Consider the following 25,221-nt stretch of genomic DNA (forward strand, 5'->3'; position numbering starts at 1 on the left):
TACAACTGCACTCAATAAGGGTTTGGTAAACCTAATATTTTTGGTTTACGCTTAGCGAAGCGTTTATTGTGCAGCAAGGCAGCTTTTGAGTAACTAAAATGCCGCCTTAATACAGTGTTAACGGTTGGAGAGACATGAAAAAGTTAGCCCATGAGATATGGATATTTGACGGAGATCCCGTCCAATTCTTAGGACTCCCATACACCACTCGTATGACTATTGTTAGGCTTTCTGATGGTGGCCTTTGGGTTCATAGTCCAATTAAGTTATCAAATTCGATTAGAGAGCAAATCAACAATCTAGGCCAAGTGAAATACTTAATCGCTCCTAATCATTTACACCACTTGTTCTTATCTGAATGGGTATTTGCCTATCCTAGCGCAGAAGTTTATGGCACAGATGAAGTCATCAAGAAGTGCCGTGATATACACTTTCACGCTTCACTTAACCAAGGCGGTAATGCTTGGAACTCTGAGATTGAACAAGAACTATTTTCTGGCTCTCCATTAATGGAAGAGTGTGTGTTTTATCATCGACTTTCAAAGACCTTAATTGTTACTGACCTCGTCGAGAATTTTTCTGGCCAGGACTTTAACTACTGGCAGCGGTTTGTGGCTAAAGGGGCCGGTATTCTTGCTCCGAATGGAAAAATGCCTTTGGATTGGCGCCTAAGTTTTATGTTTAGCAAACAAGAGGCTCGAAAACACTTAAATAAACTGCTGTCTTGGAAACCTAATATATTGGTTATGGCTCACGGTGAAATCGTCCTTGATAATGCAGACAAGTTCTTACAGCGCTCTTTTAAGTGGCTAGTATGAGACAACATTGAAAACTCACACAACAGAATAGACAAGAAGCTATTTTAAAACATTAGGCCCTTTTAGCTTAGTCTTAGGGGGCAATTTACAGAACTACACGTTATGTTTAACGATAAGCTCCCCTATTCCTCTTAATTGAGCATTATGCAGCAATTTAAAATTCCGTTAGAATTGCACTTCAAAAACTTCAATGCGAAGAATTCTGGACATTGATACGGACATAAGTTCAAGAGTTAACATAACGCAATAGCAATCTCTTACTAATTATTTTGCATCGAGACATTGGCATACTCCCGAAACAAACCCTTCTACTCTAAAGGTTTTGTTAATAACAGTTGCCATGCTTGTTAGTTATTCTCGTTGAACTCAGTATCTTGAAGTTGTTTGAATATATAAATTTAAAAAAAAGAGACATAAGATGCACAAAAAACTCATCATTCTAAGCTTGCCTATTCTATTAGCTGCATGTGCGGCACCAAAGTATACGGTAGAAACAATCTCGAAAGAAAATCAGAGCAAGGAAATCACCATCGTAAAAGACAACGCCACGCGAGATGTTTTCTTAGATTCGATGCAAGACTGGTGTTTGGATACCGCCCATAAATGCACAGTCGTAAGCGACGGCACGCCTCCTGTTAGCTCTGAGCTAACACTTACTTACGTATCACGCTGGAGCTGGGATTTTAGAACATTTATCGCTGATGCTCAGATCAAAGCCTACAAAAATAACGAAAAAGTAGGACAAGTTGAATTTAAAGCACCAAACAGCGCGAATCCAGATAAATGGGGTAAAGACAACAAACGAATCATTTCGATGATGGATTTGTTATTCGGTAAACAAACCGTGAGTGAGGCTCAATCCAAGATTAAGCTGGGCGAAATGTAATGAGCCGAACAATTGCCCATTTAACAAGCATCATATATTTGTAGAGAAAGATAGGAATGTTTAAGTGACTGAAGTCAAAACCATTGGGCTTTTCTTTATAACCGCCATTGCAGAAATATTAGGCTGCTACTTACCTTATCTCTGGTTAAAGGAAGATAAGTCAGTTTGGCTTTTGGTACCAGCAGCGCTATGCCTTGCTATGTTTGCTTGGCTTCTATCTTTACATCCTACCGCAACTGGCAGAGTTTATGCTGCTTACGGAGGTGTCTATATTTTTGTCGCAATTCTATGGCTGTGGTGTATCGACGGCGTTCGACCAACGCTCTGAGACATAGTGGGGGTTTCTGTCGCTATGCTTGGCATGTCAATCATCATGTTTTCACCCAGAGCATCCTAAACGTAACCGAGGGAAACCCTTACGCTTAGTATTTTGGCTATGTGCTAGATTTATTGATTAATAACATTATGACGTAATTGCTACATAGCCAAAGTATGCTTGGGCTTCCCCCCAAAACAGCGCTATTTATAGGAGATACCAATGAACCATGCAGTGAAGGCAAGATTTGATGAGTATCCAAAACATGTGCGTATTCGGATAGAAGAGCTACGAAATATCGTCTTAACTATCGCTTCTGAATTAAAACTGGGGGAAGTTGAAGAATCTCTAAAATGGGGAGAGCCAAGCTACAGTGTGAAAACAGGTAGCCCGGTAAGGATGGATTGGAAACAGAAAACGCCTAGTCGTTATTATCTGTTCTTTAATTGCCAAACTAAGCTCGTCGACACATTCCGCGAACTGTATAGTGACTCACTTGAGTTTCAGGGTAATCGAGCAATAATTCTATCTTTATCAGCTCCTTTGCCAGAAGCTTCAATCAAGAGCTGTTTAGAATTAGCATTAACCTATCAAAAGCGAAAGAACTTACCTCTTTTAGGTATGTAAGATCGCTTAATAAAACTATTTACGGCCGATTAACCATATTCAACTACTCTACCTTTGTATCCTTTTTAATGCTTCCGCAGTAAAGTTTTAGATTAAGTGGTCACGTTAATAGCGCCGTAACCAAACTAGTAATATCGAAATAAAGAAGAGTTTATGAAATCAAAAATCTTGTTCTTACTTATGCTTGGAGCTCATTTCAATGCTTTTTCAGCGACGAACTATCAAGTAAATGTGGTAGTAACAGAGCCTCAATCAACATTCATTTTTCCGACTTTTAAAATATCCTCTAAAGGAAAAAGCAAAACCAGTTTTGTCGACGGCTGCACGTACTTAGGAACCCTTTCAGAACCGAGTAAAAATAGCATACAGCTTGAAGCTACCATGTCATGCAACCGAGATGGCGCTACGTCAAGGATGGAAATGCCGGTATTTGTACTCAACTCCGAGGGTCAAAGCGCGAGTTATGATCGTGTAGAAAACGGGATCGTGATGTGGAAATATTCTGTAGAAGTGAAGCCGTCACTTAAAAAGTGATATATCAGAAATACTAAAGTAACAATCAGCACTATTAACCGCCGTTTAAGTGTAATAGGTATATTCTTTACGACTTAATGACGTTACTTGTTGCCGCAAGTCTCCAACTCATGTACAAAACAGCCATAATTTTAATAGGAGCTAAGTGGCATGAATTTAATTGTACGTCAGGTAACTTTAGGTGATGCTGAAGGCATTACAAACGTCCTCAATCCCATCATTATTGAAGGTTTATACACTGTATTAGATACGCCTTTCACACCTGAAGAAGAAAAAGAGTTCATTACTCATTTCCCAGAACGGGGCGTGTTTACAGTCGCTTTATCCGAAAATAGCTCACAAGTTGCATATTTCGGAACATTCCGATCAGTCATTTCGGGATTATCCGATCACTTTTAACCTAACTCCGAAATTGGTGATCGGAATAGCGAAAACCGCGATCGGAAAGCCCGAATTCCTACCTTTCCTCTTTTAGAACAATAGCTCGCTATTCTTTACTTCTTAAACAAGTAAGTAAGGAAGCGACAATGGCAAAAAGAGGAATCCAATGAACAAAATAAGAGAGGTATTACGCCTTAAGTACGACTGCAGTCTTTCAAATCGCAGCATCGCTTCTTGCCTTAAACTCGGCCCTTCCACCATATCGGAACTCCTTACTCGCTTTAAACAAAGCCAACTTGGTTGGCCTCTACCTGAAAGTTGTAGCGATGCTGATCTCACTCAAGCTCTGTATCACGGCAACAAAGCCAGTCGCGATAAAGTCATGCCAGACTCCATTCAATACGCAGTCGAACTCAGACGTAAAGGTATGACGAAGATGTTGTTGTGGCAGGAACATCATGAGCAATATCAAGAGCAAGCTTACGCTTACACTCAGTTCTGCGAGCACTTCACTCGTTGGTTCAAAACCCAAAAGCGCAGCATGCGTCAGCTCCATGTGGCAGGTGACAAGCTGTTTATCGATTACTGTGGGCTTCGGCTTCAGGTAGTCAATCCTGACACAGGCGAAGTACGAGAAGCAGAAGTGTTCGTGGCGACCTTGGGCGCGTCCAATTACACCTATGTTGAAGCCTTCTCAAGCCAAGGTAAGTCATACAGGTTAGAGGCGCGCCAATGCGTTAGAGCACCTCGGCGGCGTACCACAACACTTGGTTCCCGATAATCTGCGTAGCGCGGTCACCAAAGCTAACCAATATGAGCCAAGGCTTAACGAGAGTTATCAGAAACTGGCGAATCACTATCAAACAGCCGTAATGCCAGCTCGTCCCTGCAAACCAAAAGGCAAAGCGAAGGCCGAGAATGCCGAACTCTTAGTAGAGCGCTGGATCATGGTGCGGCTACGACACAAACCTTCCATACCTTCAAGGAACTGAATCTCGCCATCCGTCAGCTTATGAACGACTTAAACCAACGTGAGATGAAACAGTATGGTGCAAGTCGTAAAGCGTTGTTCGACAAACTCGATAAGCCTCCGTTCCCCCCCCCCCAAAAAAAAATACAGCGTTACCTGTATACCTAAACCAAACGAGCCAAAGTCGGGCCTGATTATCACATCGAATATCGCCGCCACCACTACTCGTGCCACATCAACTTGTAGGTCACCATGTCGAACTGGAAGCCTACAACCGTCTCGTGCAGATCTACCATCAAGGTAACTTGGTCGCCCAGCATCCACTCAGCCAAAGAGAGCGCGGAAACAGCACCCAACCAGAGCACATGCCGAGTAATCATCAACATCAGAAGTGGTCGCTTGGACGCCTGCTCAACTAAGGGAGCCAATATCGGCCCAGCTATGCGAGAAGCCGTTAATAAGATGCTCAACTCCAAGCCTCATCCAGAGCAGTCGTATCGCTCCTGCCTTGAGCTGCTCAATCTGAACAAAGCGCATGGCGAATCGCGCTTAAAGCAAGCCTGTAACGATGCGCTGATGCTGACAAAACCGAACTACACCTTCATCAGCAATCTACTGAAAAATAATCGAGAAGGGCAACTAAGCAAAGACAAGGCGAGCACGCCGAACCTAGTTCATAGCAATGTCCGTGGCCCGAACTGTTATCACTAGGAGAAAAGACATGAACTCACTGAACGACCAAACCAAAACTCTCCGCCTGAGCCATGTTGTAAAATCGTTAGAGCAGTAACAGGAACAACTAAGCACCTACGCAGAGTTGGACTTCGAGGAAAGAATAAGCCTGCTTCTGGAAAGTGAAATCTTGAATCGTACTCAGACCAAAATCCAACGTCTAAAGCGACAAGCCAAGCTGAGAGTAGATGCGAAGCCAAGCCAACTCATCTACAAAGAAGGACGAAATCTCAATCGTCAACAGATAAGCGAACTTATGACGGGTAGTTATCTTTACAAGCATCAGAACATCTTGATCACAGGCCCAACAGGCGCAGGCAAAACCTATCTTGGCTGCGCACTGGCAACCAGTGCCTTCGACCAACAACAAACCGTCAGGTACTACCGATTAATTCGCTTGCTTGATGCTCTGACCGCAGAACGTCTAGATGGCAGCTATCAAAAACAACTCCAATCGAAGGCTAAGAAAGCCTTACTGATCCTTGACGACTGGGGGATGGAAAAACTGACTCAAGAGCATGCAGGCCATCTTCTGGAAGTATTCGAAGATCATTACCAAAACAGCAGCACAATCGTCATTATTCAGTTACCTGTAAAAGAGTGGTACAACATGATCGGCAACGCAACCGTCGCAGACGCTCTCATGGATCGGCTGGTACATAATAGTCATCGAACAGAACTAGGAGGTGAGTCGATGAGAAAACTGGCGCAATCCGATCACTTAGAGTAAAAATAGGAAGAGAGAAAAACGGCAGGATCAGGTGATCGGAATAAAACGAAACAAGCGATCGCAATCACCGAAATACGCAAAACACTCGCAAATTTAGAATTTTGGCATGAAGGCTTGGAGTCCATTACCTAATGATTTAGCAAAACTAAGAGGAACTAATGCATATAAAACAAAGCGATAAGCTACAGAGAAGGAGCCTTTGACGCAAGGAATTAGAAGCAAAATTCACCCTGCGTATAACGCCGCATTAAGTGGTGAGCAACTCACCGCCTAACCCGAAATATAGTGCCATAAACACCGCACTAAAACTTTGAACTGAAACTGCCGAGCGTTGGGAATCCCTCTTAAATGCTTTGTTAGCTTTCGTACTCTACGACGTCAGCATTTTTTAGTTGATATTTTTGTAACAAAACCAGTGCCCTTTCAGAAACTAAGAGTAGCCCAGTATCTGTCACGCTAAAATCGTCTTTATCTATGGTTCCAGAGACTTGGAACCACGAAAAACGAGGTAATGTACACTCTGGATACAGTTCTTCAAATATGTCAGAAATAGATATTTCAGCCACTTCCAGATTGTATCCTGACAACTGCGATGAGCGTAAGGCCATGGCTAAACGCTCAGAGACTAAAAAGCATGGAAATGAAGTCAATAAATCATCACCTAACCAACCATCAAACTGAAAATGTAGCTTTTCTATTGTCGGTGGATGCAAATCGAAATTTGCCAGCGTATTTTCACCCAAGCTTCCAGGAACTTCTGGTTCGATCAAATATTGGTTCATTTCATTCTCCCAAAGAAAGCTAACGCCCTGTGAAGGTGTGAGCAACGCAATACGAAAGCCGCCGCACACCACTCTAATCCCTAAAACCAACGCATAATGAAAATGCCACGCGTTGCGAATCCCTCTTGAATAGTTTGTTATTGCACTGAGCTAACGGCTACGCTGTCAGCGCCCATTTGATAGCCAAAATTCATACCGTTCTTTTGCCCTTTCAGATACACGCAACACTGTGCCCTCAATCCACTTAGGAGCATGTCTTCGATTCAAAATGGAAATATTTAGCTTATCCCCAGATTCTGATGTGCAATCATCGCAACCTAATCCATATTGATTGCGTAACCATCTTTTACCTTGAAAATAATAAGAGCGACCGTTTCGAGTCAGTTTGACGATATCAATCAAAACAGTACCACTTTCCAACTCAATATATGCTAACAGCTCTCTTTGTTTATGCTTCATTTTTTCCTCTGGGCAATAATGCCTTGCTAAGGGGTGAGCAACGCAATACCGAAGCCGCCGCATACCACCTTAAACACTAAAACCAACGCATAGTGAAAATGCAGCGCGTTGCGAATCCGTCTTAAAGCGTTTGTTAGCATTCAGCACCAAGTTATACTATAAATTTTCTACGTTATATAGGTAGCTAACCTTCTACTGTCTTTTTACCGCACTTTTCACAAACTAGGTGGCGTTCAAACTCATCCATAGAGGCAACAAATGCTCCAAGAGCCCAGCCTTTAATCGCGCCTGCTATAAATTCCTTAAATTTCTGATTTTTGGCACCTTTAAAAGCACTCGGCTTTCTGACCAAGACAACTACGTGATGAGTATCCGTACCGCAATCTGAACAGTAACGAACTTCTGTTTTGTGAGACATTCTTTTTCTCCATGAATGCTAACGCCTTGCTAAAGTGTGAGTAACGCAATAATAAGCTACCGCACAGCGCCTTAATCACCATAAGCCACCGTAAAGTAAAAATGCCACACGTTACGAATCACTCTTAAGCAATTTGTTCGTACATGCGCCACTTCTATTTATACGCTCAAAAATATTGAAAAGTGGCATAATATGAAAGAATTTGAACACTGAAGTGAGACGGGCAGCTACAAAACTTCAACTCGATTAATGGACGAGAGTTGACTAGAAGAAAAATGCACTGAACTGCCCTACTTTCACTGGCTTCAAATTAGAAAAGGATTCATTCATCGCACTTTTATGGCAACACCCGAAAAACGACAAGATTAACTTAGGAAGTACAGCGAAAACGAAGAAGCTCCAAAGAAGTAGGCTAATAGTTAGAAACCGTAAACGATGAAATCGAAGCGAACAATCCATATATAGTGCCACCGGAAAGAACATGAAAGACACAAACTGAAAGGTGTAAAAACGAGCGCCAACACAGATAAATACCAAAACTTATGACCTTCGACGCCAAACCCGCACTAATGCCGCATTAAGGTGTGAGCAACGTCACCACCACACTAACTTATACGCCTTAAATACAAAACCCAACGATGACATAAAAATGCCACGCGTTGGAAATCACTCTTAAATACCTTGTTAGTTTTTTGTTTCTAGAGTGTGCTTATTTTCCAAGTCGTCTAACCTGTTTTTAAGTTTCTCTAACTTTCGAGAATAAATATAGAAACCGATTTGAGAGCATACTACGGCCACATAGAACAGGTTATCTCTATGTTGAGCTGGAGCATCATTCCACAACCATATAGCGAAGACAGTGACAAGCACATAAGAAATAATATTTGAAATCATTGATGAAGCCCCGAAACTAATCGCACACTTCGATTTTCTAACTCTGTACTTACTTTTTTTAATTCAGACTTATTAAACGCAACAGCTCCCAAAATGACAAACATAGCTAAACCACCTCTGCCAAGTTTACCTCTAGCTTTAGATTCCTTGGATAGTTACCAGCTTTTAGGTTGAACATGTATTTGCCAGCCGCTGTTTCTTTCCTTTCATATTTTGAATCGTCAGGCGCCTTCTTTTTCACTGAGTCAATGCCATTCTCACAACTTGGTTTTGTTGTGTAGCTCTCACTAGCTAAGATATTTTGTCCATTTCCTGCTTTTAAACGAAAGCGATATTCTCCCGCTGTATCTTTATAAAGTTCAAATTTTCCAGACATAGACGCCCCACAATATTATTGACAAATCAAACATTAAAGATATATGCATGTCAGATCATACAAAATATAATCAATTTTTCAAAATTTTCAATTATGTTGAATAAGTAATACACACTAGCTTCTGTAGGTGTGTTCTCAAAGAACTTAATGCACTCACAAGTAGCTGCCATCTATAGAGTTATAAACAACCAAGGACATTTTTGAGAGCTAATTACAATATCAACTAATTAGCGTTGAAGCTATCTGTAGTTGTGCATATGATAGACGCACAATCGGAAATGGAGATTATGTTGTGCAACCTAGAGGCAAATCACTTTCTGTACCACTACGTCCCAAAATCCAATGGCACTTGAACTAGCTGTACACCGATATGAGGTTTCAACTATTAAACTTTATAATCAAACTTGGATGAGACAACCCTAAATCTTTCAAAGCTTCTCAAGAAGATTTGAAACACCTCAAAACCTTGAGACGTAGCTTAAATGCACGGTATCATTACAAAATAACTTACAGAATATCAAGAGCGAAGCGCAGTGACTTCGCCAGACGATTTAATGGATGAACCTCATCACCTTACCCGTGTTTTGGCAAGATACCTACCCAGTATCGGTGACACCAAGCAAACTAAACGACATGAAGCCACCATATTATTATGGGAACTGGGCATTTCCGAAAAATGGAAATGATCTTTGTAACACGCAACCTTCATACGCTTGGTCTTGGAATCAATGACCCATCCAATGGTGTTTGGTTACCTAGAAATGTGAAAAACAAAGGATATTGGAGTTCTCCAGATGCTGAAGCATATAAGAAAGTTCATCGCTATGACTATGAAGCATGGGTAGTTACAAATTTAAGCAATAACTCTCTTAAAAAAGATGTGTTCATTAACCGTCTTCGTAATATCAAAATTAAATTAAAAACTTCTACTTACCCCGAAGGTATGATTTCTAGCAAAAACCCGAACTGGAATGATGAATAATGAACGTCTACCAATTGAAAGAGGCGCCGCATGATTACAAGGCTTTGCAATTAGGTCCAACGGAACTCTTCGGTGCCATAGGCAAACAACATCTAATGACCATACACCGCCAGCGCTCTCAGAACACGTCATTACTAGATATTTGGAAAAATGTATCCGCCTCATTCGATGACGTTTTAGGAACTAACGCTGACATCCCTGATGTGTCGCTGTGGTCTATGACATACCTAGTACTGTCCCATCGTGCTTACGAAATATTAAAACCCACCTTAGAAAATGAAGGTGAGTTTCTATTGGTAACTGTCGGAGAGGAACAAGTTTATGTCTTTAACTGCCTCTCCTTTGGCCAAGAAGACGAATCTGTTTGCGTGAAGAAATATCTTGATGGCATCGAAGATGGTTACGAAATACTTTATTTCGAAGAATCGGATATCGAGAAGCGATATCTATTTAAATCACGACTTGAAGGTTGTCAAAGACTGTATGCCACTGAATCTTTTAAACACTTATGTGACCACTATGACTTGCGTGGGCTTCGGTTTGAAGAAGAGCTGCTAAGAGTGTTTTAGCCAACTTAAATTTCAAGTAGCAGCTATGAAATGTATTAAATTATTCAAGAGTAACAATGAGGAAACCGTGATTGGATAAAATAGAATGAACAAACGAGTACATTGCACTAGTTAGCGAACAATTTAAACTGTGGGCTAACTTCCTCAATACAGGTTCGGGGTGTTAACTTTTACTCTGGCAATAACGTATATGGGAACATCTTCACCGTCGGTAAATCGGGTTCTTTCTTTACTCGTTATTTTCTTTGTAAGGATTAATGGCTCCCAGTATTTACCTCATAAAACTTGGCAGTTAAGAGTTAAAGCAAAATCAGACGAGAAGACAAAGTTAATACTACTAGGCCTAGAGCAAAAATACTTTAATTTTATAACAAACTTCACCATGTATCCTATGTTTATGTTTGGTTTGCTATTTCTCATAGCTGTTTCTTTGAGTACATCAATAGCAAAGTATTTTCCTTTGTGGTAAACATACGTCGGCTTTTATAAAATCCCTTAAGAATGACTCAAACGCTTGGCATTTTCAATTAAATAGCGACCTTCGTGGTTAAAGTTAATTATTAAAATTATCACAAAGTAATATTCCATTATAGTCTTAAAAGGGAATTATATGAAGTTAGTTGACAGCGCGGGAGCTACTGCTTTAATTACTGAATGTTTATACTGTGCTAGCACAGAATTTAAACATGGATATTTTAGAACCTTAGGTCTTGATGGCGATTTATTAGAGCGAAGCTTCCAAGAAATTATTTATGAGGTTTTATATAAATCTTAAATAATATTGTAGATTTTTAGCTTCTTTCGTTTGGATGCGTGTTTGTATATTCATTTTTTAGAATATCAATCAGTACAAATATACGTAAAATTTTTAGCCAGAAAAGTAGCAGGTCAAAAGCACTTTAGGTTAAATACTAAAAATCCAACGAAAATAGAAGATAAATATCTATCATATTTAAAGGTATCTTGAGGATTGCTTTTAGCAAAATTCATTTTTATTGTCATATATCCAATCATGAAAAACAAGGCGTCACTAGAGAAAATGATGTGATAGCAGTTATAAAAAGCAATGGAAATGACAAAGTCACATTCCGGACTAAAGAGTATGAGACTAGTATGATATTTTTATACTGTGGTTCTCGAAATTGTGCAGGGTATGATCCAGAAGGGAGTCAAATTATCTATGTACCCCAAACACAAATGACGACGAAAAACCCAAGAATATACCAAAGATGTTGATTATTCTATCTACAACTAGCTTTCTGATTACTACTCAATCCGATGAAGAACTAGTAGTGGTTACGGACTGGCTTCAGCGTAATTCACGTCGCCGAAAAATGACGAGCACCCTCTAAAATATCAACAATTGGAAGATATACGAATTAATTATGTGTTTGAGCCAGGAGGTTGCAAGGGCAAAAAAGATGACGATAAACAGTATATTAAGAAACTCCGCAAGAAACTGAAGTTAACACATGAGAATGGGGTTGATTCATTTAATTACTTATAGTGTCGACCGAGACAAAATAAATCATTTTATGTCAATGCGTACTAAAGTGATGCGTGAGTTAGCTAAGAATTTAATTTATCGGTCAGCCATAGGGGAGGATTTTCAACCTCAAATACAAGATATTACGAAGTGACTAGAGTTAACTTTCAAAGCTTGGCCCTATCATGTTTTAAAGGATGTCTCTAATTTAAACCTCTACAACCAAGACGCTATCCGTACACAAACCAGCCCCTTCAGATTTTAGAGTCTTTATCCTAAACTGTGTGATTCATAGACATTCTTTCAACTATGCTGGGTGTCTATGGACAGAGAAATCCAACAAAGACTACGGTGGGTAAAAATGTATGAGGAATGTGGTTATGCAGGCCTGGTATGTCGACGCTGTAGTATTTCCAGACCAACATTACATAAGTGGGCTAGGCGATAGAAGCAGTATGGAATCGCTGGTCTGGAAAGCCAGAGCAGACGCCCTCATTCATCTCCAGTTGCCAAGCTCTATGATGAGCTAAGAGCATTGATCGTTACGATGCGTGAGAAAGGCAATTTAGGGGCGCGGCGTATACAAACGAAAGTAATCCGACTTCACCAAATACATCTAAGCACAGCGACACTCCATAAAGTTTTATACGAAGCACCAGTCAAACTCATCGTAACTTACCGACGAAAAAAAGATTTCCAAAGATATGAGCGCCCAATTCCTGGTGATAGAGTCCACATGAACACCTGTAAAATAGCGCCTGGAATTTACCATTATACAGCTATTGATGACTGCTCTCGCTATCGGGTTCTAAGGTGCTGCTCTCGGCGCACAGCAGCAAATACAGTTGACTTTATCGATTGTGTCGTGGAAGAGATACCATTTCCTATCCAGCGTATTCAGACGGACAGAGAGCGTGAATTCTTTGCTGAGAAAGTCCAGAAACAACTCATGATTTATGGGATCAAGTTTCGCCCAAATAACCCTGGTTCACCTCACTTGAATGGTAAAATGGAACTCTCGCAGAAAACAGATAAAAGTGAGTTCTATCCGACCATAGATGTCTATGTGGGGTTGGAAGAACTGGACCTGCTGCTAGCTGAATGGCAACACTACTACACCTAGGAACGGCCCCACAGCTCGTTAAATGGGCTAACCTCGGATAGACAGGATTACTAAGATTCTGATCAAACCCTTTTGTCTGAAGAGGTATCTCAGAACTACGAGATCAAGAAAGAGAGGTATCAAGAGCAGAATTACAAGCTCGATCTTCAGCTAAGAAAAGTGAAACCATCTCTATGAATCACACATTTAAGCTTAGAAACATGATTTTGATTGCTAGCTTTTTCTGGCGACTAACGCCCTGTTAAGGGGTGAGCAACGCAATACTGATGCCACCTTAAACACCGAAACCAACACACAGTGAAAATGCCACGCGTTGGGAATCACTCTTAAATGCTTTGTTATGTATAGCGGCTAGAGAGACCAATTGTAGCTTTTGAAAAACACATCATCTATAGGAAGAACCGGGCACAACAATGCCCCTTCAAGCGGCTTACTGACCGCGATTACTTTTGAAACCTCATCAATCATTACACCAACAGATTCAAGAGAACAGTTCTGTTCGACACTCACCCCCCATTTTTCAGCTTGATTAGAAGATATAGGTTGGCCTAGAAGAATGGCTACTTTGTTACCTTTTACACTGAGTGTCTGTAAATCACCTTGAGCATTAACTGCCCAATTACATTGAGAAGTTAGTTTTGTTTCAAAAATGGTAGACTCTTCAAACAAAGTACAAGATGATCCATTGTTAACTGACAGATTAAATGCTAAGGAAGAAAAATTAACAAACGATAAAAGTAGCGTAGTTGTTTGTTTCACTGTTTTATCTCCCAAAACCAAACTTCATCACCAAGATTAATCCAATCAGGGGCGCCTCCCTTCATATGCTCGCCATCCCAAACGTCAATGTGATCGGTACTACCCCACCCATTCCTGATAAAGATAATCCCTCTCCGACCCATTAATGATTTTCTCTTTGCTCTTTAATAAGCTCTTTATTTCCAAATATATTAGGGTTAACAGAGATCCAATTTGCTAACTCTTGGGCTGCTAAAATGTGTCTAGGACTATGTTTAAAGCCAGGGTAGCAGCGCCTATTAGGATATTTTTGGTCAAAACTTGAAGTGTCGATACCTGTTTCCTCCAGAGCAACCCGTACGAATAGCACACTGATTAGGAAAATGAGCCCTATCACAAGGAGATTTTGGGTATGGATGGTTTTTCCACAACTTGACAAATTGAATTACTGACACTGTACGTACCTCACTGAAACAAAAAGCACTCTAACACACTCAAAAATAGCAGTTACTCTAAGTGTCGCACTTCAAACTTGATACTAAGAACTCGAAGCAAACATCAAAGGGTAGATAGTAGTTCATAGGCCCTTTAAGAGTGCACGAATTATTCGATCGCGAAATATACGTAAGATAAACCATGTTATCGCTATCGTCGCTGATACCACAGCCAAACTGTCTACAGCCATCACGATGTAGAATAAGCAGCCGACAATAACACCAATCAACATCGCTACGTTGAATGGAAAAGCGTTGAATTTAACTATACCGGATGAGCCCTCTCTTAGCTCTGTCTTTAGTCCTTGCAAGTAAAAGAAGAGTAAAGTGCACCCACCGAAAAGACCCAATATTGCTATAATCATTATAACTCCGAAGGATTGATTAGACCTCTGAGGATCAGCTCTTTTCTGGCATCTTTCATGCCTTTGGTTTGCATTGCATTAAAACCAATAATCATTATCACAAAAGCGCCAAGCATTCGCCCTGACTCACCTACAAGTTGCTTTCTTAATCCCAATTTTTTCGCTGTCTCTAACACCTTATTCGAACTAACGATACTCGTTAGACCTTTGGTCACTGTTGTTTTCATTCCTTCATTAAAAACAGAATATACGCCAGCGGGTAACACTCCGACTGAAATCGTTGGAACATCAAAGCCAGGGCTACTGAGTAAGTCAGAGATTTTCTTGTTTGAATTATAATAACTTTTTAACTCAGAATCACTTAGTGACCAGCAGAACCAGTATGGATTTGCGCCGATTTGGCCTATCATTCCATAGAGTTTAGACTTCAAGCGATTGTTTTTTAAATTCAACACACTACTCGTTACTTTTCTTTGGTCGGGCTTCGATAAATGTCTGTACAACACAATACCAGATAAAAGGCTTAACGATTGATTTTCACGATGTAAATCATTTTTATATGGTTCTAGACCCATGAGAACAATGAAAAACTTTAACGGATCTTGATTGTGTTGCCGATGGGTGTATCTGGAAGATGTGACGCTTAAAGAGTCCATGCCTAAAAGTCCTTAGGTAATTTCAATACACAAATCATTACATAATATTAAGTAGGCGTTTCGTTTGTAAAATGTCATTTACTTCTAATGTATTGATATATAGAACTATATTAAAAGTGAGATCTGGTAGGGGTATCCACTTTTAGGTTACAAAAGCTGATGCAAACTTGTAAAGTTGCATCGTTGATTGTAACTTGGTGAAACTTATTTTGAGGCAAAGGTGAGTCTGCCGTGGTCGACATCTGACACGCCTTTGCACAGTTCAGAGTTGCGTTTTTCTAATTTAGTAGAGCATGAATTAACTGATGTATGGCAACTCGCTTATTTGAGCGCCCAGTATCATTGGAACAGAGCACACCGAATACAAACCCATATTGCTCAGTGCTTAATCATTAATAAATTCAATAACTTTACAAGATGATGAAGCATAAAAGGCTAGAGGGTAGCTCCTTCATCAAGAAACCGAATATACGGACGCAACAACTAAAGAGTTGCTTTGAGTTGGAAAGCAACAGGTAAGGGTTTCTTACTTATTGCCAGCAGGAAATGAGGCAAATTAACGAATTTGAACTCCACTTTAAAAAACTTGGGCGCTATCTTAAATCCTGAGATTAATTCCACAAACTTAAATTACTCCTCTTGAGCACATTTTGATCTTAGAGGCTATTCGGTGAAGATCCGAAACAAAAACAAGCACAAACAGTGATTTAAATCACAATTAGGAGTTATTTTCGCAGTTCCTCTCAATGTTTCCCTAGAGGGTAACACCAAGACAATATTACATATAAAACAATGCCTTGTAATGAAATCGAGAATCCATCTTGAACAGTTTGTTAGCTGAAAGTTTCACCGAGTGCATCTATCCATTGCTCTGGCTTCGCTACAATAAACTCGTAACACGTGTTGTTGGCTAGCTTTATGCGAAATGCATTCGTGTTGGTTGGAGTTACACCACCACCTTTGCCCAAGTACTTAGCTACGGCAGCAATGCCTTGGCGCTTTAATTGATATGGACCAAAACCCAACTTTTCGTTGTACGGAATAAAAATTAAATCCGGCTTCGTTAGTTCTAATTTCCCATCTGCTTTAGTCGCACCGAATTGAGTTGTAGCTGTTGAAGACTTAATTACTTTATCAGACATAACGTACCCTCTTCCTTGATTTACTTTTGTCTGCTAACGCCCAATTAAGGGGGTGAGTAACGCAAAACCGATGCACCGCAAAGCACCTTAATCACTCAAATTAACGCATAGTAAAAATGCCAAGCGTTGGAAATCACTCTTAAACAGTTTGTTAGCTATCTATCAAATTGATACAGTTTTGAATGATGATTGCACTATCAGCTTTACTTTGAGTTTGCATCGCGCATTGTGCCATAGAGCTATAGCCACTACTCTTACGTACTTCATGATTCAAATTATCTAGCGCAAGACGAAGAGTTGAAAGATTAAACACTCCGTTATTAACCAAATATTTTACTGTCTCAGGATAAAAACTGGCCATTTCTAAAAATTCAGCTTGCTCATTCACATCATTAAATATATTTTCCCGTTTTAGACACTTTTTGGATAATTTCATGGACAAGATACTGCGCTCTTGTTCGTTGAAAACTTTTCTTTGCATCAAAATAAGAGTCATCGCCAATGCTGCGTCAACATCGTAATGATCGTTTTGGCCGCCAACCATTTTTAAGCACTCTTCAAAGCTTTGAATCAAGTCAGGTAAGATTCCATTCATGTTATTCCTCCAATTTACATTAGGCAATATCTGGCATTACAGCTAACACCCTGTTAAGGTGTGAGCAACGCAATGCCGAAGCTGACGCATACCACCTTAATAACTTAAATCGACGCATAGTAAAAATGCCACGTGTGCAAAATCCCTCTTAAACGCTTTGTTAGCGCGCTATTAAGTTAAACAAGAAATTCTTTGGGGTCCGTTGACTTCCAGTCCTTTTTTCCTCATTACTGTAATAACTATATTCACGTTGATGCTCATCACCATCAACGTGAATCTTATTAACAGCGCAAGGCATATTTATATGCGAAACCGTACACCTAATATTAAAAGTATCATTGTAACTCAACTTCTTAAGCACCTCTACATGTAATACTGTTAACCTGTTAAATATAGAGTTAAGCTCAGTAATAATTATCAATAGATTATTACGTATGCCATTCATTCTATCTTTAACAAAGTGCTTAGATGACTTAAATGACATTTATGGCAACGTAAAATCTTATTCACTGAACGTTCGAGAGCAGCTATTTGAGATCGTGAAATCATGTTTACCCCTCCATAAAGCTACGATAAAGCTCTTCAAGCTTCGAGTTCAATTCAGAGTCACTTTTCGCAGAAATTGAGCCAATTAACTCTGATTCACTTATATTTCCTAGTCTCACATCAAAGCTTTTATTATCAAAACTATCAACGAAAATACACATTTCACTCCCCTCATAAAAGAATGAAGCAGAGTTATCATTAACAGACATATCAAATTTCATCTTTTCCTCTTAATAATGTTTATAAATATCATGTCGACTTAGTGCGTTGCGAATCACTCTGAAGTAACTTGTTATACCGCTTGGATTCAAGTACGAAGTGCGACACCCCTGAAATTTAAAACTGTGAGATGTGCTATTCATAAGTTTTACTCCCGCCAAGAAGTGAAAAACCATGAATTACACACACCTCACTGAGAATGAAAGGTATATGATGTCCGCACTTAGAAAGCAAGGCATTAGTGTCGTCAACATCGCTAAAGAGCTAGGGCGTCACAAGAGCACTATCTACCGAGACTTTAAACGTAACTCTCGATATAATGCCTATCGCCCCAACCCTTCCTATCAGCCAGCTAGAGCGCAACAAAGAGCTAGAAACAGGTTAAGCCGATCACGGCGTAACAAGCGGTATACCAAGCACGATTTCAAAATTATTGACGCACTTATAATGCTCGACTTAATGAGTTTGTAGGAGACAAGCTTTCCAAGTCAATTAACTTAGGAAACCATGAACGACTTTCTAAATACATATTATGGCGATAAATCCAAAGAGGTTTATAACAAGAAACTTTCTCGATTAAAGAAGAGCTTTAGCTATCTAGCAGATGAATCCGCAATTAGTGAAAACTTTATGTTTAACAAAAAACCAAAATGGCTAAATGTTTCTGATAATAAGAAAGAACGCTTGGGTTTAGATATAGAAGCATTCAAAGCAATTGAAAAAGAGGCCCCTCTATTTTTAAAAGTAGCGATGGGGTTATCGATTCAATCGACTCACGCAGTAGCTGAACTACATAGAATAAAATACCGTATACCAAAACCGGATACATGTGGAATTGTCTGGTTTGATACTCCAAAACCAGAGAACGGAGAAATTGTATTTGGTACCTTGTACATACATCGAGCAAAGGTTAAGAATGCTAAAACGTCTTATGTTGCTATTCCGGTGACAAGCGCTATCAAAGAAGTTGTAGAGCTATCTAAAACAGATAAGCTACATTGCCCTTACGTAGTGCATCGTAGACCTGCAAGAAACAATAATATCGCTAAGCAGTGTGACCACCGTTACCAAGTGACCAGTCGCATGATCAGCGAAACATTTTCCAAAGTACGCGACGAACTCGGTTTGTACTCTAACGTAGAAAAAGCTAAGCGCCCTACTTTCCATGAAATCCGAAGGCTATCGGCAAAACTCATCGATGAAATGGGTGTAAACCCTCGCCAACGCATGGCACATGCCAGTGATAGAACCACTCAGATTTACACTGATAGTCACGACGTAGAATGGCATGAAGTACCAGCCATAAGCGTCGCAATATAGCCCATTTCAAGCGCTGTACAAACTACTGTATTTTACCACCTTTTTACCACCCCCTCGAACTTTACTCAGTACTAACGCAGAGTAATAACAAGGGGATAAAAAGGAAAAAAGAAGGAATTCCACTTGAATATCAATAAGTTATAGACACAAAAAAGCCCACCAAAAGGTGGGCTTTTTCTAAAATTTGGTGGGTCCGGGCGAACTCGAATCGCCGACCCCTACCATGTCAAGGTAGTACTCTAACCAACTGAGCTACGGACCCAAATTTTTATGTTCCTAACCATTCAATTCAGAATGGTGCGTCCGAGTGGACTCGAACCACCGACCCCCGCCATGTCAAGGCGATACTCTAACCAGCTGAGCTACGGACGCATTTCTCTGGAACGACGAGGATATTAGCTATAAGCGAACGACGGTGCAAGCACAAATTTACCAACTTTGAACCGTTTGGCGAAAATGTAAACTCAACACGCGTTTTCAGATGATTTTATCGACAAGGACTGAGCCTGCAGGGTTTAAAAGTGTGATCTATATAACTTTTATTATCTCACTTAATTGTCGTAAGGCACTTCACTGAGCATCCAAATCTGTAAGGTTTGCGATACCTTAGGGCAAGTGCCGAACAAAATCTGATATTTAGGTTTAAATGGTTCGCCGATATAGGTTGTACGAATCAACTCTCCTGTTTTGACGTCCACTTGAGTGCTCACCCTGCCTTTGAAGTTTTGAAATATGACAAACTGCTCACTGTGGTAAACCATTTGCTCTCGGTAAAACAAGAAATGATCTTGGGGTGTCTCTGTCAATTCACACTCCAGTGGTTTCAAATTAGGTATCGCACTAACATTAGATGCGATGAACAATGCTGACAAAATCCATCCGTATCGCATATGGCTGCCCTATTCTGCACTCTTTTTCAAAGTATAGGTCTTGCCTTGAGGACAGATACAAAAAAGGCTTTGATCATCTCTAATCAAAGCCCCTTATTTCTGCAGGTTAATTGTCGTGTTTAGTCGTCCGCCTCAAACACAACGTTATAATTTTCGGTGTATGTACAATTCGGCTGACGGCTACAAGTAAAGAAACGTCTCCCTTTGAACTCACCTTGGCTTGCGGTTTTAATGATCATCGGACTGCCGCATTTTTTGCAAAAGCGCACTTCTTTATCGGGCTCAATCAAATCAATATGTGCCGCAAGCAAACGACGTAATCGCCCAACTTGATAACTGTGCTTTATCGAGGCGCCAATTAAAGGCAGGTTGGCCGTCTTACAAACATGAATCAATAACTTTTGTCTTTCTATCTTACCCTTGTTTAGCTCCTGCCCATTATCCAATTCAACGATAACGCGCGGCTCTAGTGTCCTTGGGTCACAAATAACGTAATCAAAATAGCTTCGAGATATACGATTGTTCGCGACAAAAAACTGCTTCTTATTTTTGATTTCTTTTGGCGTAACCAAACTGGACATGTTTACTTTCGCGAATACTACGGCATGCTCCCCGACCGCCGCTCTTAACGCATTATAGAACGCACCCTCTTGACCTCTGAGCAGAGGGCCTTTCGAGCGATAAGGATAATCACGCGTGTCATCGTGCTTAATCACGTACTTTTGAATAACAAAGAAGAATAAAACCAGAAGAACAACAATGATAAAAATGTTGGTCATAAATAAAGTGCATCCAAAACAACTCGTTGCTCAAAGCGTAAATGGAAATGTTATGCAGAGCAACAAAACCTCGCAATTTTGAGGCGCCACGACGATAGCGAGAAACAGAAAATTTTGCTCACCAATAAAAACGAGCCAATCACACACTTGGATTGGCTCGTTTAAATTTTGTTAATACATTATGTATGCTAAGAATCAACTATTAGCGTCTGGCTGATTCTCTGGCATCGCATCAATAAAAGCTGGCAGTTGATTGCATGACTGCACAACAGCGTTAATGGTTGGATAAAGAGAAGTATCTACACCAAAGCGTTGTGCGTTATAAAATTGTGGTACCAGACAAATATCGACAATAGATGGCGAGCTTGTCAGGCTAAACTTGCAATCACCATTTAGTTTACGATGCTTCTGAAGTTTCTCTTCTAATGCTGTAAAACCTTTGTGGATCCAGTGATGAATCCAAGCGACTTTGCGCTCTGGTTCGCAAGCTAGCTCCCCCTCTAAATACTGTAGAACTCTTAAGTTATTCAGGGGATGAATCTCCATTGCAATATCCTGAGCCAAAGCTAGCGCTTGGTATCGAAACGGCGTTTGCTCGGGGATAACAGTGACATCCGGGTAGTGTTCTTCTAAGTATTGAATGATCGCCAGTGACTGGGTTAACTGAACCTCCCCATCCACCAGCAAAGGAACCAGTTCAGAAGCGTTTAACTCATGGTACTCGTCACTGTGTTGTTCGCCACCATTGCGCACCAAGTGTACCGATTTTGAATCATACGATAACTCTTTAAGATTCAAGCAAATACGCACACGATACGCCGCCGATGATCGCCAGTATCCGTATAAAATCATGCTATCGCTCATATCGTCTCCCAACCAGCACTATTAGTGCTTGAGATATTGGCTAACTTGTTGGTCAATCGAACCGAATATGTTGTTGCCATCCGCATCGAACATTTCCAATCTGATTGAATCTCCAAACGACATGAAGTTAGTCGACGGCTTACCATCACGAATGGTTTCAATCATACGAACTTCCGCGATACATGAATAGCCAACGCCACCTTCTTCAATCGAAGTGCCATGTTCCGTTCCCTGCTTGTTGGATACCGTACCTGAGCCTATAATCGCACCAGCAGATAGCGGGCGCGTTTTAGTCGCGTGAACAATTAAGTCTGCGAAATCAAACGTCATATCGATACCTGCATTCGGGCGACCAAACGGCTTGTGGTTGTAGGTCGAGACCAATGGTAAATGCACTTTGTTTTCGTACCACGCATCGCCTAGTTCGTCTGGTGTTACTGCCACAGGAGAAAACGCAGAAGAAGGTTTAGATTGGAAAAAACCAAACCCTTTAGCTAATTCTGCGGGAATTAGCCCACGTAGTGAGACATCATTCACCAGCATGATCAAACGAATCGACTCCTGAGCCTCTGCAACACTTGCGCCCATAGGGACGTCACCAGTTACGACAGCAACTTCACCTTCGAAATCAATACCCCATTCATCACTCGCAAACTCGATGTTGTCACAAGGTCCAATAAAGGCATCAGAGCCTCCTTGGTACATCAACGGGTCCGTCCAAAAACTCTCTGGCATTTCAGCGCCGCGAGCTTTTCGAACCAACTCAACGTGGTTTACGTAAGCACTGCCATCAGCCCACTGATAAGCGCGAGGAAGCGGCGACTCGCAGTAGTGCGCTTCAAACTCTTCATACCCTGCAACCGTGCCATTGTTCAGTGCAACGTATAGCTCTTCCAGTTGCGGTGCTAGCGCATCCCAGTTATCAAGTGCCACCTGCATCGTCGGTGCCAAATTCATTGGGTGGAATATTTCTGTCGCAGGTACGCAGCGCGTTAAGTCTTTGCTCACGACCATCAACAAACCGTCACGAGTGCCATTTTTCTTGGTTGCTAATTTCATCCTTGCCTCTTACTTCTCTTGCCAGCTATAGACGTATTCTTTGTTTTCTACTTTTTCCAGCTCATCCGAAAACTGAAGTGCGTGACGCGTATCAATCATGACCGCAACTTCGTCGGTGAAAGTCTTCTTATGCTCTCGCCCTGCTTTGAATGCTTTCGGGTGAGGGCCATGTGTAAATCCTGCAGGATGGAATGTCACCATGCCTGCTTCAATGTTGTCACGGCTGAAGAAATCACCTGCATGGTAGAACAAGACTTCGTCATAATCGTCATTGTTGTGATAGAACGGTACCTTGAGCGCTCCAGGATCACTTTCAATTGGACGAGGGACGAAGGTACACACCACAAATCCTGCTCCTACAAATGTAGTATGTGCAGAAGGCGGTAAATGGTAACGATGTGACATAAGTGGACGAATATCACGCCAGTTCACTTTTACTACCGCCAAATCACCATGCCAGCCAATCGCATCCAGCGGGTTGAATGGGTAAGTGATAACACTGACTTTATCGTGGCGTTTCACCTGAACCTGTGTTTGATTCTCAGAATATTGAGCACGGAACTGATCGTTGATCGACGGCGTTTCTAAAACCGCCGGATCAAACACCGCGTGGTTTCCAACCATGCCTTTTTCGGGCAATGTATAAGCCGCATCGGTGTTTTCGATCATCAGAATGAACATCGGCTCGCTTGGCTCTAAACGCCAGCTCGTTGAGCGAGGGATCATGACATAATCCCCTTCGCTCACTTTCAAATGACCATAATCACAGTAGAGATCTGCCGTACCTTGGTGGATGAATAGCAGTTCGTCGCCATCAGCGTTTCTCACCAAGAAATCCATTTTTTCATCCATACGCCAAACACGAACTTTACAATTCGCGTTGTGTAATAGATGCGGGACTGCCCACGGGGTAATATGGCTGACTTTCTCCACTAGATTAAAATCGAACGCTCGTGGACGTAGCTCGCCCTCCCACTCAGACCACCCCGTTGGGGCATGTTGATGATGAAAATGTGTTGCGGGGCCGAAGAAGCCACTTCGACCTGCCTCACGTTCATAAATTGCCTCTTCCGGGAAGTCAGCATGTGCTTGTTTAGAGCAGACTCCCTCCCGATGAGGGAATGTGATCCATTTATGCATCGCTCAATACTCCTCGGCGAATTTGGTCTTCTTCTATCGATTCAAACAACGCTTTGAAGTTACCCTCGCCAAAGCCTTCATTGCCTTTACGTTGGATGATTTCGAAGAACACAGGGCCGATAACGGTTTGAGTAAAGATTTGTAGCAAGATGCCATCTTTCGTTGGCGCACCATCAATAAGAATCTGCAAATCACGAAGCTTGCTTACATCTTCACCGTGGCCTTCAACACGCTGATCGACTTTCTCGTAATAAGTATCTGGCGTTGGCATAAAGTCCATGCCTCGCTCACGCAAGGTTTTGACCGTTTCGTAGATGTCGTCTGTGGTCAATGCGATGTGTTGAATACCTTCGCCATTGTATTCACGGATAAACTCTTCAATCTGTGATTTATCATCTGACGACTCATTGATAGGAATTCGGATTTTGCCGCAAGGTGCGGTCATCGCACGGCTGACAAGACCAGTCAGCTTACCTTCGATATCGAAATAACGAATTTCGCGGAAGTTACCAATGCGCTCATAGAAACCAGACCAGACATCCATGTTGCCTTGCTTAACGTTGTGCGTTAAGTGGTCGATTTCGTAAAGACCAACATTCGCTTTTGATAAACGCTCATCAGCATCATCATAAAAACGAAAATCGACATCATAAATACTCTGCTTTCCATAACGGTCGACAAAATAAAGCAAGCTTTCACCGATGCCATAAATAGCAGGAATGCTTAGCTCCATCGGCCCAATTTCCGTTTTATATTCTTTACCGCCATTCTCTAACGCATGCGCCAGAGCAACGGTGGCGTCTTTCACACGAAATGCCATGCCACAAACCGACGGACCGTGAACTTTGGCGAATCCCTCAGCTTGGCTATGCGGCTGCGCATTCACAATAAAGCTAATGTCACCTTGTCGATATAACCACGCTTCTTTTGAGCGATGCTTTGCAATCTCCGCAAAACCTAACGATATAAACAGATCTTTAAGCTGTTGAGTGCCTTTGTTGTCTGCTGCGGTATATTCAACAAACTCAAATCCGTCTGTTCCTAGTGGGTTATATGCATCAACCATGACTTTCTCCTTGTCTCAGTAGCTTTTGTTTGGACTTATTTGTCTAACTTGGCGCAGGTCTTGAGAAATTGGAATACGTGGGGAGAAATCTTTATCTTGGCGACTTTTACGCATAATTGTAAAATATATGTTACACACAGAAGGCGCATCGAATCCACTTTCGCAAAAATCAAACAAATTGCTTATTTTCAATACATTAGATTGATATTTTCGGCTTTACGCCAACATGAAAAATGTAAACAAGTTGTTACTTTGGCATTTTATC

23 protein-coding genes, 2 tRNA genes and 6 pseudogenes are annotated in these 25,221 nt (G+C 41.1%); 14 read left to right on the top strand and 17 right to left on the bottom strand.

Annotated elements, in window-relative coordinates; translation table 11 throughout:
- Positions 1-134: 134 nt before the first annotated feature.
- From J4N40_RS09850 to istB, 8 genes and pseudogenes are all read left to right on the top strand, one after another.
- A complete protein-coding gene (locus J4N40_RS09850; RefSeq protein ID WP_250654225.1) occupies positions 135-818 on the top strand; it encodes a DUF4336 domain-containing protein in 684 nt (227 codons plus the stop codon).
- Between the two features lie 418 nt (positions 819-1,236).
- Positions 1,237-1,704 (top strand): Sbal_3080 family lipoprotein, encoded by a 468-nt coding sequence (locus tag J4N40_RS09855; RefSeq protein ID WP_005385757.1) that lies wholly within the window; start codon positions 1,237-1,239, stop codon positions 1,702-1,704.
- A 64-nt stretch (positions 1,705-1,768) separates the two neighbouring features.
- Positions 1,769-2,101 (top strand): annotated as a pseudogene (locus tag J4N40_RS09860) (YnfA family protein).
- Positions 2,102-2,242: 141 nt separating this feature from the next.
- The gene (locus J4N40_RS09865; RefSeq protein WP_031780989.1) at positions 2,243-2,647 is read left to right on the top strand and encodes a DUF1801 domain-containing protein; all 405 of its coding nucleotides are present in this window, start codon (positions 2,243-2,245) and stop codon (positions 2,645-2,647) included.
- Positions 2,648-2,800: 153 nt separating this feature from the next.
- A complete protein-coding gene (locus J4N40_RS09870; RefSeq protein WP_250654226.1) occupies positions 2,801-3,181 on the top strand; it encodes a hypothetical protein in 381 nt (126 codons plus the stop codon).
- A 150-nt stretch (positions 3,182-3,331) separates the two neighbouring features.
- Positions 3,332-3,535, top strand: a pseudogene (locus J4N40_RS09875) (GNAT family N-acetyltransferase); the annotation flags it as partial.
- 193 nt (positions 3,536-3,728) lie between these two features.
- A pseudogene (istA, locus tag J4N40_RS09880) lies at positions 3,729-5,243 on the top strand (IS21 family transposase).
- Between the two features lie 10 nt (positions 5,244-5,253).
- Positions 5,254-5,994 (top strand): annotated as a pseudogene (istB, locus tag J4N40_RS09885) (IS21-like element helper ATPase IstB).
- Positions 5,995-6,350: 356 nt separating this feature from the next.
- Here the strand turns inward: istB and J4N40_RS09890 are convergent.
- The 4 genes from J4N40_RS09890 to J4N40_RS09915 all read right to left on the bottom strand — a co-directional run bounded on the left by J4N40_RS09890 (position 6,351) and on the right by J4N40_RS09915 (position 8,923).
- Complete coding sequence (locus J4N40_RS09890; RefSeq protein ID WP_064353871.1) at positions 6,351-6,776, bottom strand: hypothetical protein; 426 nt, start codon at positions 6,774-6,776, stop codon at positions 6,351-6,353.
- A 165-nt stretch (positions 6,777-6,941) separates the two neighbouring features.
- Positions 6,942-7,235 carry a hypothetical protein gene (locus tag J4N40_RS09900; protein WP_033905187.1) on the bottom strand — a complete coding sequence of 98 codons (294 nt, stop codon included), beginning with the start codon at positions 7,233-7,235 and terminating at the stop codon, positions 6,942-6,944.
- Between the two features lie 184 nt (positions 7,236-7,419).
- The gene (locus tag J4N40_RS09910) at positions 7,420-7,653 is read right to left on the bottom strand and encodes a hypothetical protein (RefSeq protein ID WP_033905186.1); all 234 of its coding nucleotides are present in this window, start codon (positions 7,651-7,653) and stop codon (positions 7,420-7,422) included.
- 1,000 nt (positions 7,654-8,653) lie between these two features.
- The gene (locus J4N40_RS09915; RefSeq protein WP_225452469.1) at positions 8,654-8,923 is read right to left on the bottom strand and encodes a YegP family protein; all 270 of its coding nucleotides are present in this window, start codon (positions 8,921-8,923) and stop codon (positions 8,654-8,656) included.
- A gap of 676 nt (positions 8,924-9,599) precedes the next feature.
- Between J4N40_RS09915 and J4N40_RS09920 the strand changes: the two genes are divergently transcribed.
- The 4 genes and pseudogenes from J4N40_RS09920 to J4N40_RS09935 all read left to right on the top strand — a co-directional run bounded on the left by J4N40_RS09920 (position 9,600) and on the right by J4N40_RS09935 (position 13,260).
- Positions 9,600-9,905, top strand: coding sequence for an AHH domain-containing protein (locus J4N40_RS09920; protein ID WP_033905184.1), 306 nt, complete (start codon positions 9,600-9,602; stop codon positions 9,903-9,905).
- Entirely contained in the window at positions 9,905-10,474 is a 570-nt protein-coding gene (locus tag J4N40_RS09925; protein ID WP_064353863.1) for a hypothetical protein, read from the top strand. The genes J4N40_RS09920 and J4N40_RS09925 overlap by 1 nt, the downstream gene beginning before the upstream one ends.
- A 610-nt stretch (positions 10,475-11,084) precedes the next feature.
- Complete coding sequence (locus J4N40_RS09930) at positions 11,085-11,249, top strand: hypothetical protein (protein ID WP_161781338.1); 165 nt, start codon at positions 11,085-11,087, stop codon at positions 11,247-11,249.
- A 1,033-nt stretch (positions 11,250-12,282) separates the two neighbouring features.
- Positions 12,283-13,260 (top strand): annotated as a pseudogene (locus tag J4N40_RS09935) (DDE-type integrase/transposase/recombinase).
- Positions 13,261-13,434: 174 nt separating this feature from the next.
- On the opposite strand, the gene J4N40_RS09940 reads toward J4N40_RS09935, so the two are convergent.
- The 5 genes from J4N40_RS09940 to J4N40_RS09960 all read right to left on the bottom strand — a co-directional run bounded on the left by J4N40_RS09940 (position 13,435) and on the right by J4N40_RS09960 (position 17,840).
- Positions 13,435-13,842, bottom strand: coding sequence for a hypothetical protein (locus tag J4N40_RS09940; protein WP_064353862.1), 408 nt, complete (start codon positions 13,840-13,842; stop codon positions 13,435-13,437).
- 837 nt (positions 13,843-14,679) lie between these two features.
- Positions 14,680-15,336 carry a hypothetical protein gene (locus J4N40_RS09945; RefSeq protein WP_104975270.1) on the bottom strand — a complete coding sequence of 219 codons (657 nt, stop codon included), beginning with the start codon at positions 15,334-15,336 and terminating at the stop codon, positions 14,680-14,682.
- 833 nt (positions 15,337-16,169) lie between these two features.
- Positions 16,170-16,478, bottom strand: a complete 309-nt coding sequence (locus J4N40_RS09950; RefSeq protein WP_033905178.1) for a hypothetical protein — start codon at positions 16,476-16,478, stop codon at positions 16,170-16,172.
- A 151-nt stretch (positions 16,479-16,629) separates the two neighbouring features.
- Complete coding sequence (locus J4N40_RS09955; protein ID WP_033905177.1) at positions 16,630-17,073, bottom strand: hypothetical protein; 444 nt, start codon at positions 17,071-17,073, stop codon at positions 16,630-16,632.
- A gap of 551 nt (positions 17,074-17,624) precedes the next feature.
- Positions 17,625-17,840: a hypothetical protein gene (locus J4N40_RS09960; protein WP_033905175.1), complete on the bottom strand. Its 216-nt coding sequence runs from the start codon at positions 17,838-17,840 to the stop codon at positions 17,625-17,627.
- A gap of 172 nt (positions 17,841-18,012) precedes the next feature.
- Here J4N40_RS09960 and J4N40_RS09965 point away from each other — a divergent pair.
- Positions 18,013-18,294, top strand: a pseudogene (locus tag J4N40_RS09965) (helix-turn-helix domain-containing protein); the annotation flags it as partial.
- Positions 18,295-18,345: 51 nt separating this feature from the next.
- Positions 18,346-19,158 (top strand): tyrosine-type recombinase/integrase, encoded by an 813-nt coding sequence (locus J4N40_RS09970; protein ID WP_033905174.1) that lies wholly within the window; start codon positions 18,346-18,348, stop codon positions 19,156-19,158.
- Positions 19,159-19,343: 185 nt separating this feature from the next.
- Here the strand turns inward: J4N40_RS09970 and J4N40_RS09975 are convergent.
- The 8 genes from J4N40_RS09975 to hppD all read right to left on the bottom strand — a co-directional run bounded on the left by J4N40_RS09975 (position 19,344) and on the right by hppD (position 24,956).
- Positions 19,344-19,420, bottom strand: a tRNA-Val gene (locus J4N40_RS09975).
- Between the two features lie 33 nt (positions 19,421-19,453).
- Positions 19,454-19,530: transfer RNA gene (locus J4N40_RS09980), tRNA-Val, on the bottom strand.
- 179 nt (positions 19,531-19,709) lie between these two features.
- Positions 19,710-20,048 carry a hypothetical protein gene (locus tag J4N40_RS09985; RefSeq protein WP_005377830.1) on the bottom strand — a complete coding sequence of 113 codons (339 nt, stop codon included), beginning with the start codon at positions 20,046-20,048 and terminating at the stop codon, positions 19,710-19,712.
- Positions 20,049-20,167: 119 nt separating this feature from the next.
- Positions 20,168-20,827, bottom strand: coding sequence for a DUF2726 domain-containing protein (locus tag J4N40_RS09990; RefSeq protein ID WP_005377831.1), 660 nt, complete (start codon positions 20,825-20,827; stop codon positions 20,168-20,170).
- 195 nt (positions 20,828-21,022) lie between these two features.
- A complete protein-coding gene (maiA, locus tag J4N40_RS09995; RefSeq protein ID WP_154204646.1) occupies positions 21,023-21,691 on the bottom strand; it encodes a maleylacetoacetate isomerase in 669 nt (222 codons plus the stop codon).
- Between the two features lie 21 nt (positions 21,692-21,712).
- Positions 21,713-22,750 (bottom strand): fumarylacetoacetate hydrolase family protein, encoded by a 1,038-nt coding sequence (locus J4N40_RS10000; RefSeq protein ID WP_047008690.1) that lies wholly within the window; start codon positions 22,748-22,750, stop codon positions 21,713-21,715.
- A gap of 9 nt (positions 22,751-22,759) precedes the next feature.
- Positions 22,760-23,890: a homogentisate 1,2-dioxygenase gene (locus tag J4N40_RS10005; protein ID WP_154204647.1), complete on the bottom strand. Its 1,131-nt coding sequence runs from the start codon at positions 23,888-23,890 to the stop codon at positions 22,760-22,762.
- Positions 23,883-24,956, bottom strand: a complete 1,074-nt coding sequence (hppD, locus tag J4N40_RS10010; RefSeq protein ID WP_250654227.1) for a 4-hydroxyphenylpyruvate dioxygenase — start codon at positions 24,954-24,956, stop codon at positions 23,883-23,885. The genes J4N40_RS10005 and hppD overlap by 8 nt, the downstream gene beginning before the upstream one ends.
- Between the last annotated feature and the right edge of the window lie 265 nt (positions 24,957-25,221).

Source organism: Vibrio sp. SCSIO 43097 (assembly GCF_023650755.1).
In the GTDB taxonomy this organism is placed as follows: domain Bacteria; phylum Pseudomonadota; class Gammaproteobacteria; order Enterobacterales; family Vibrionaceae; genus Vibrio; species Vibrio alginolyticus.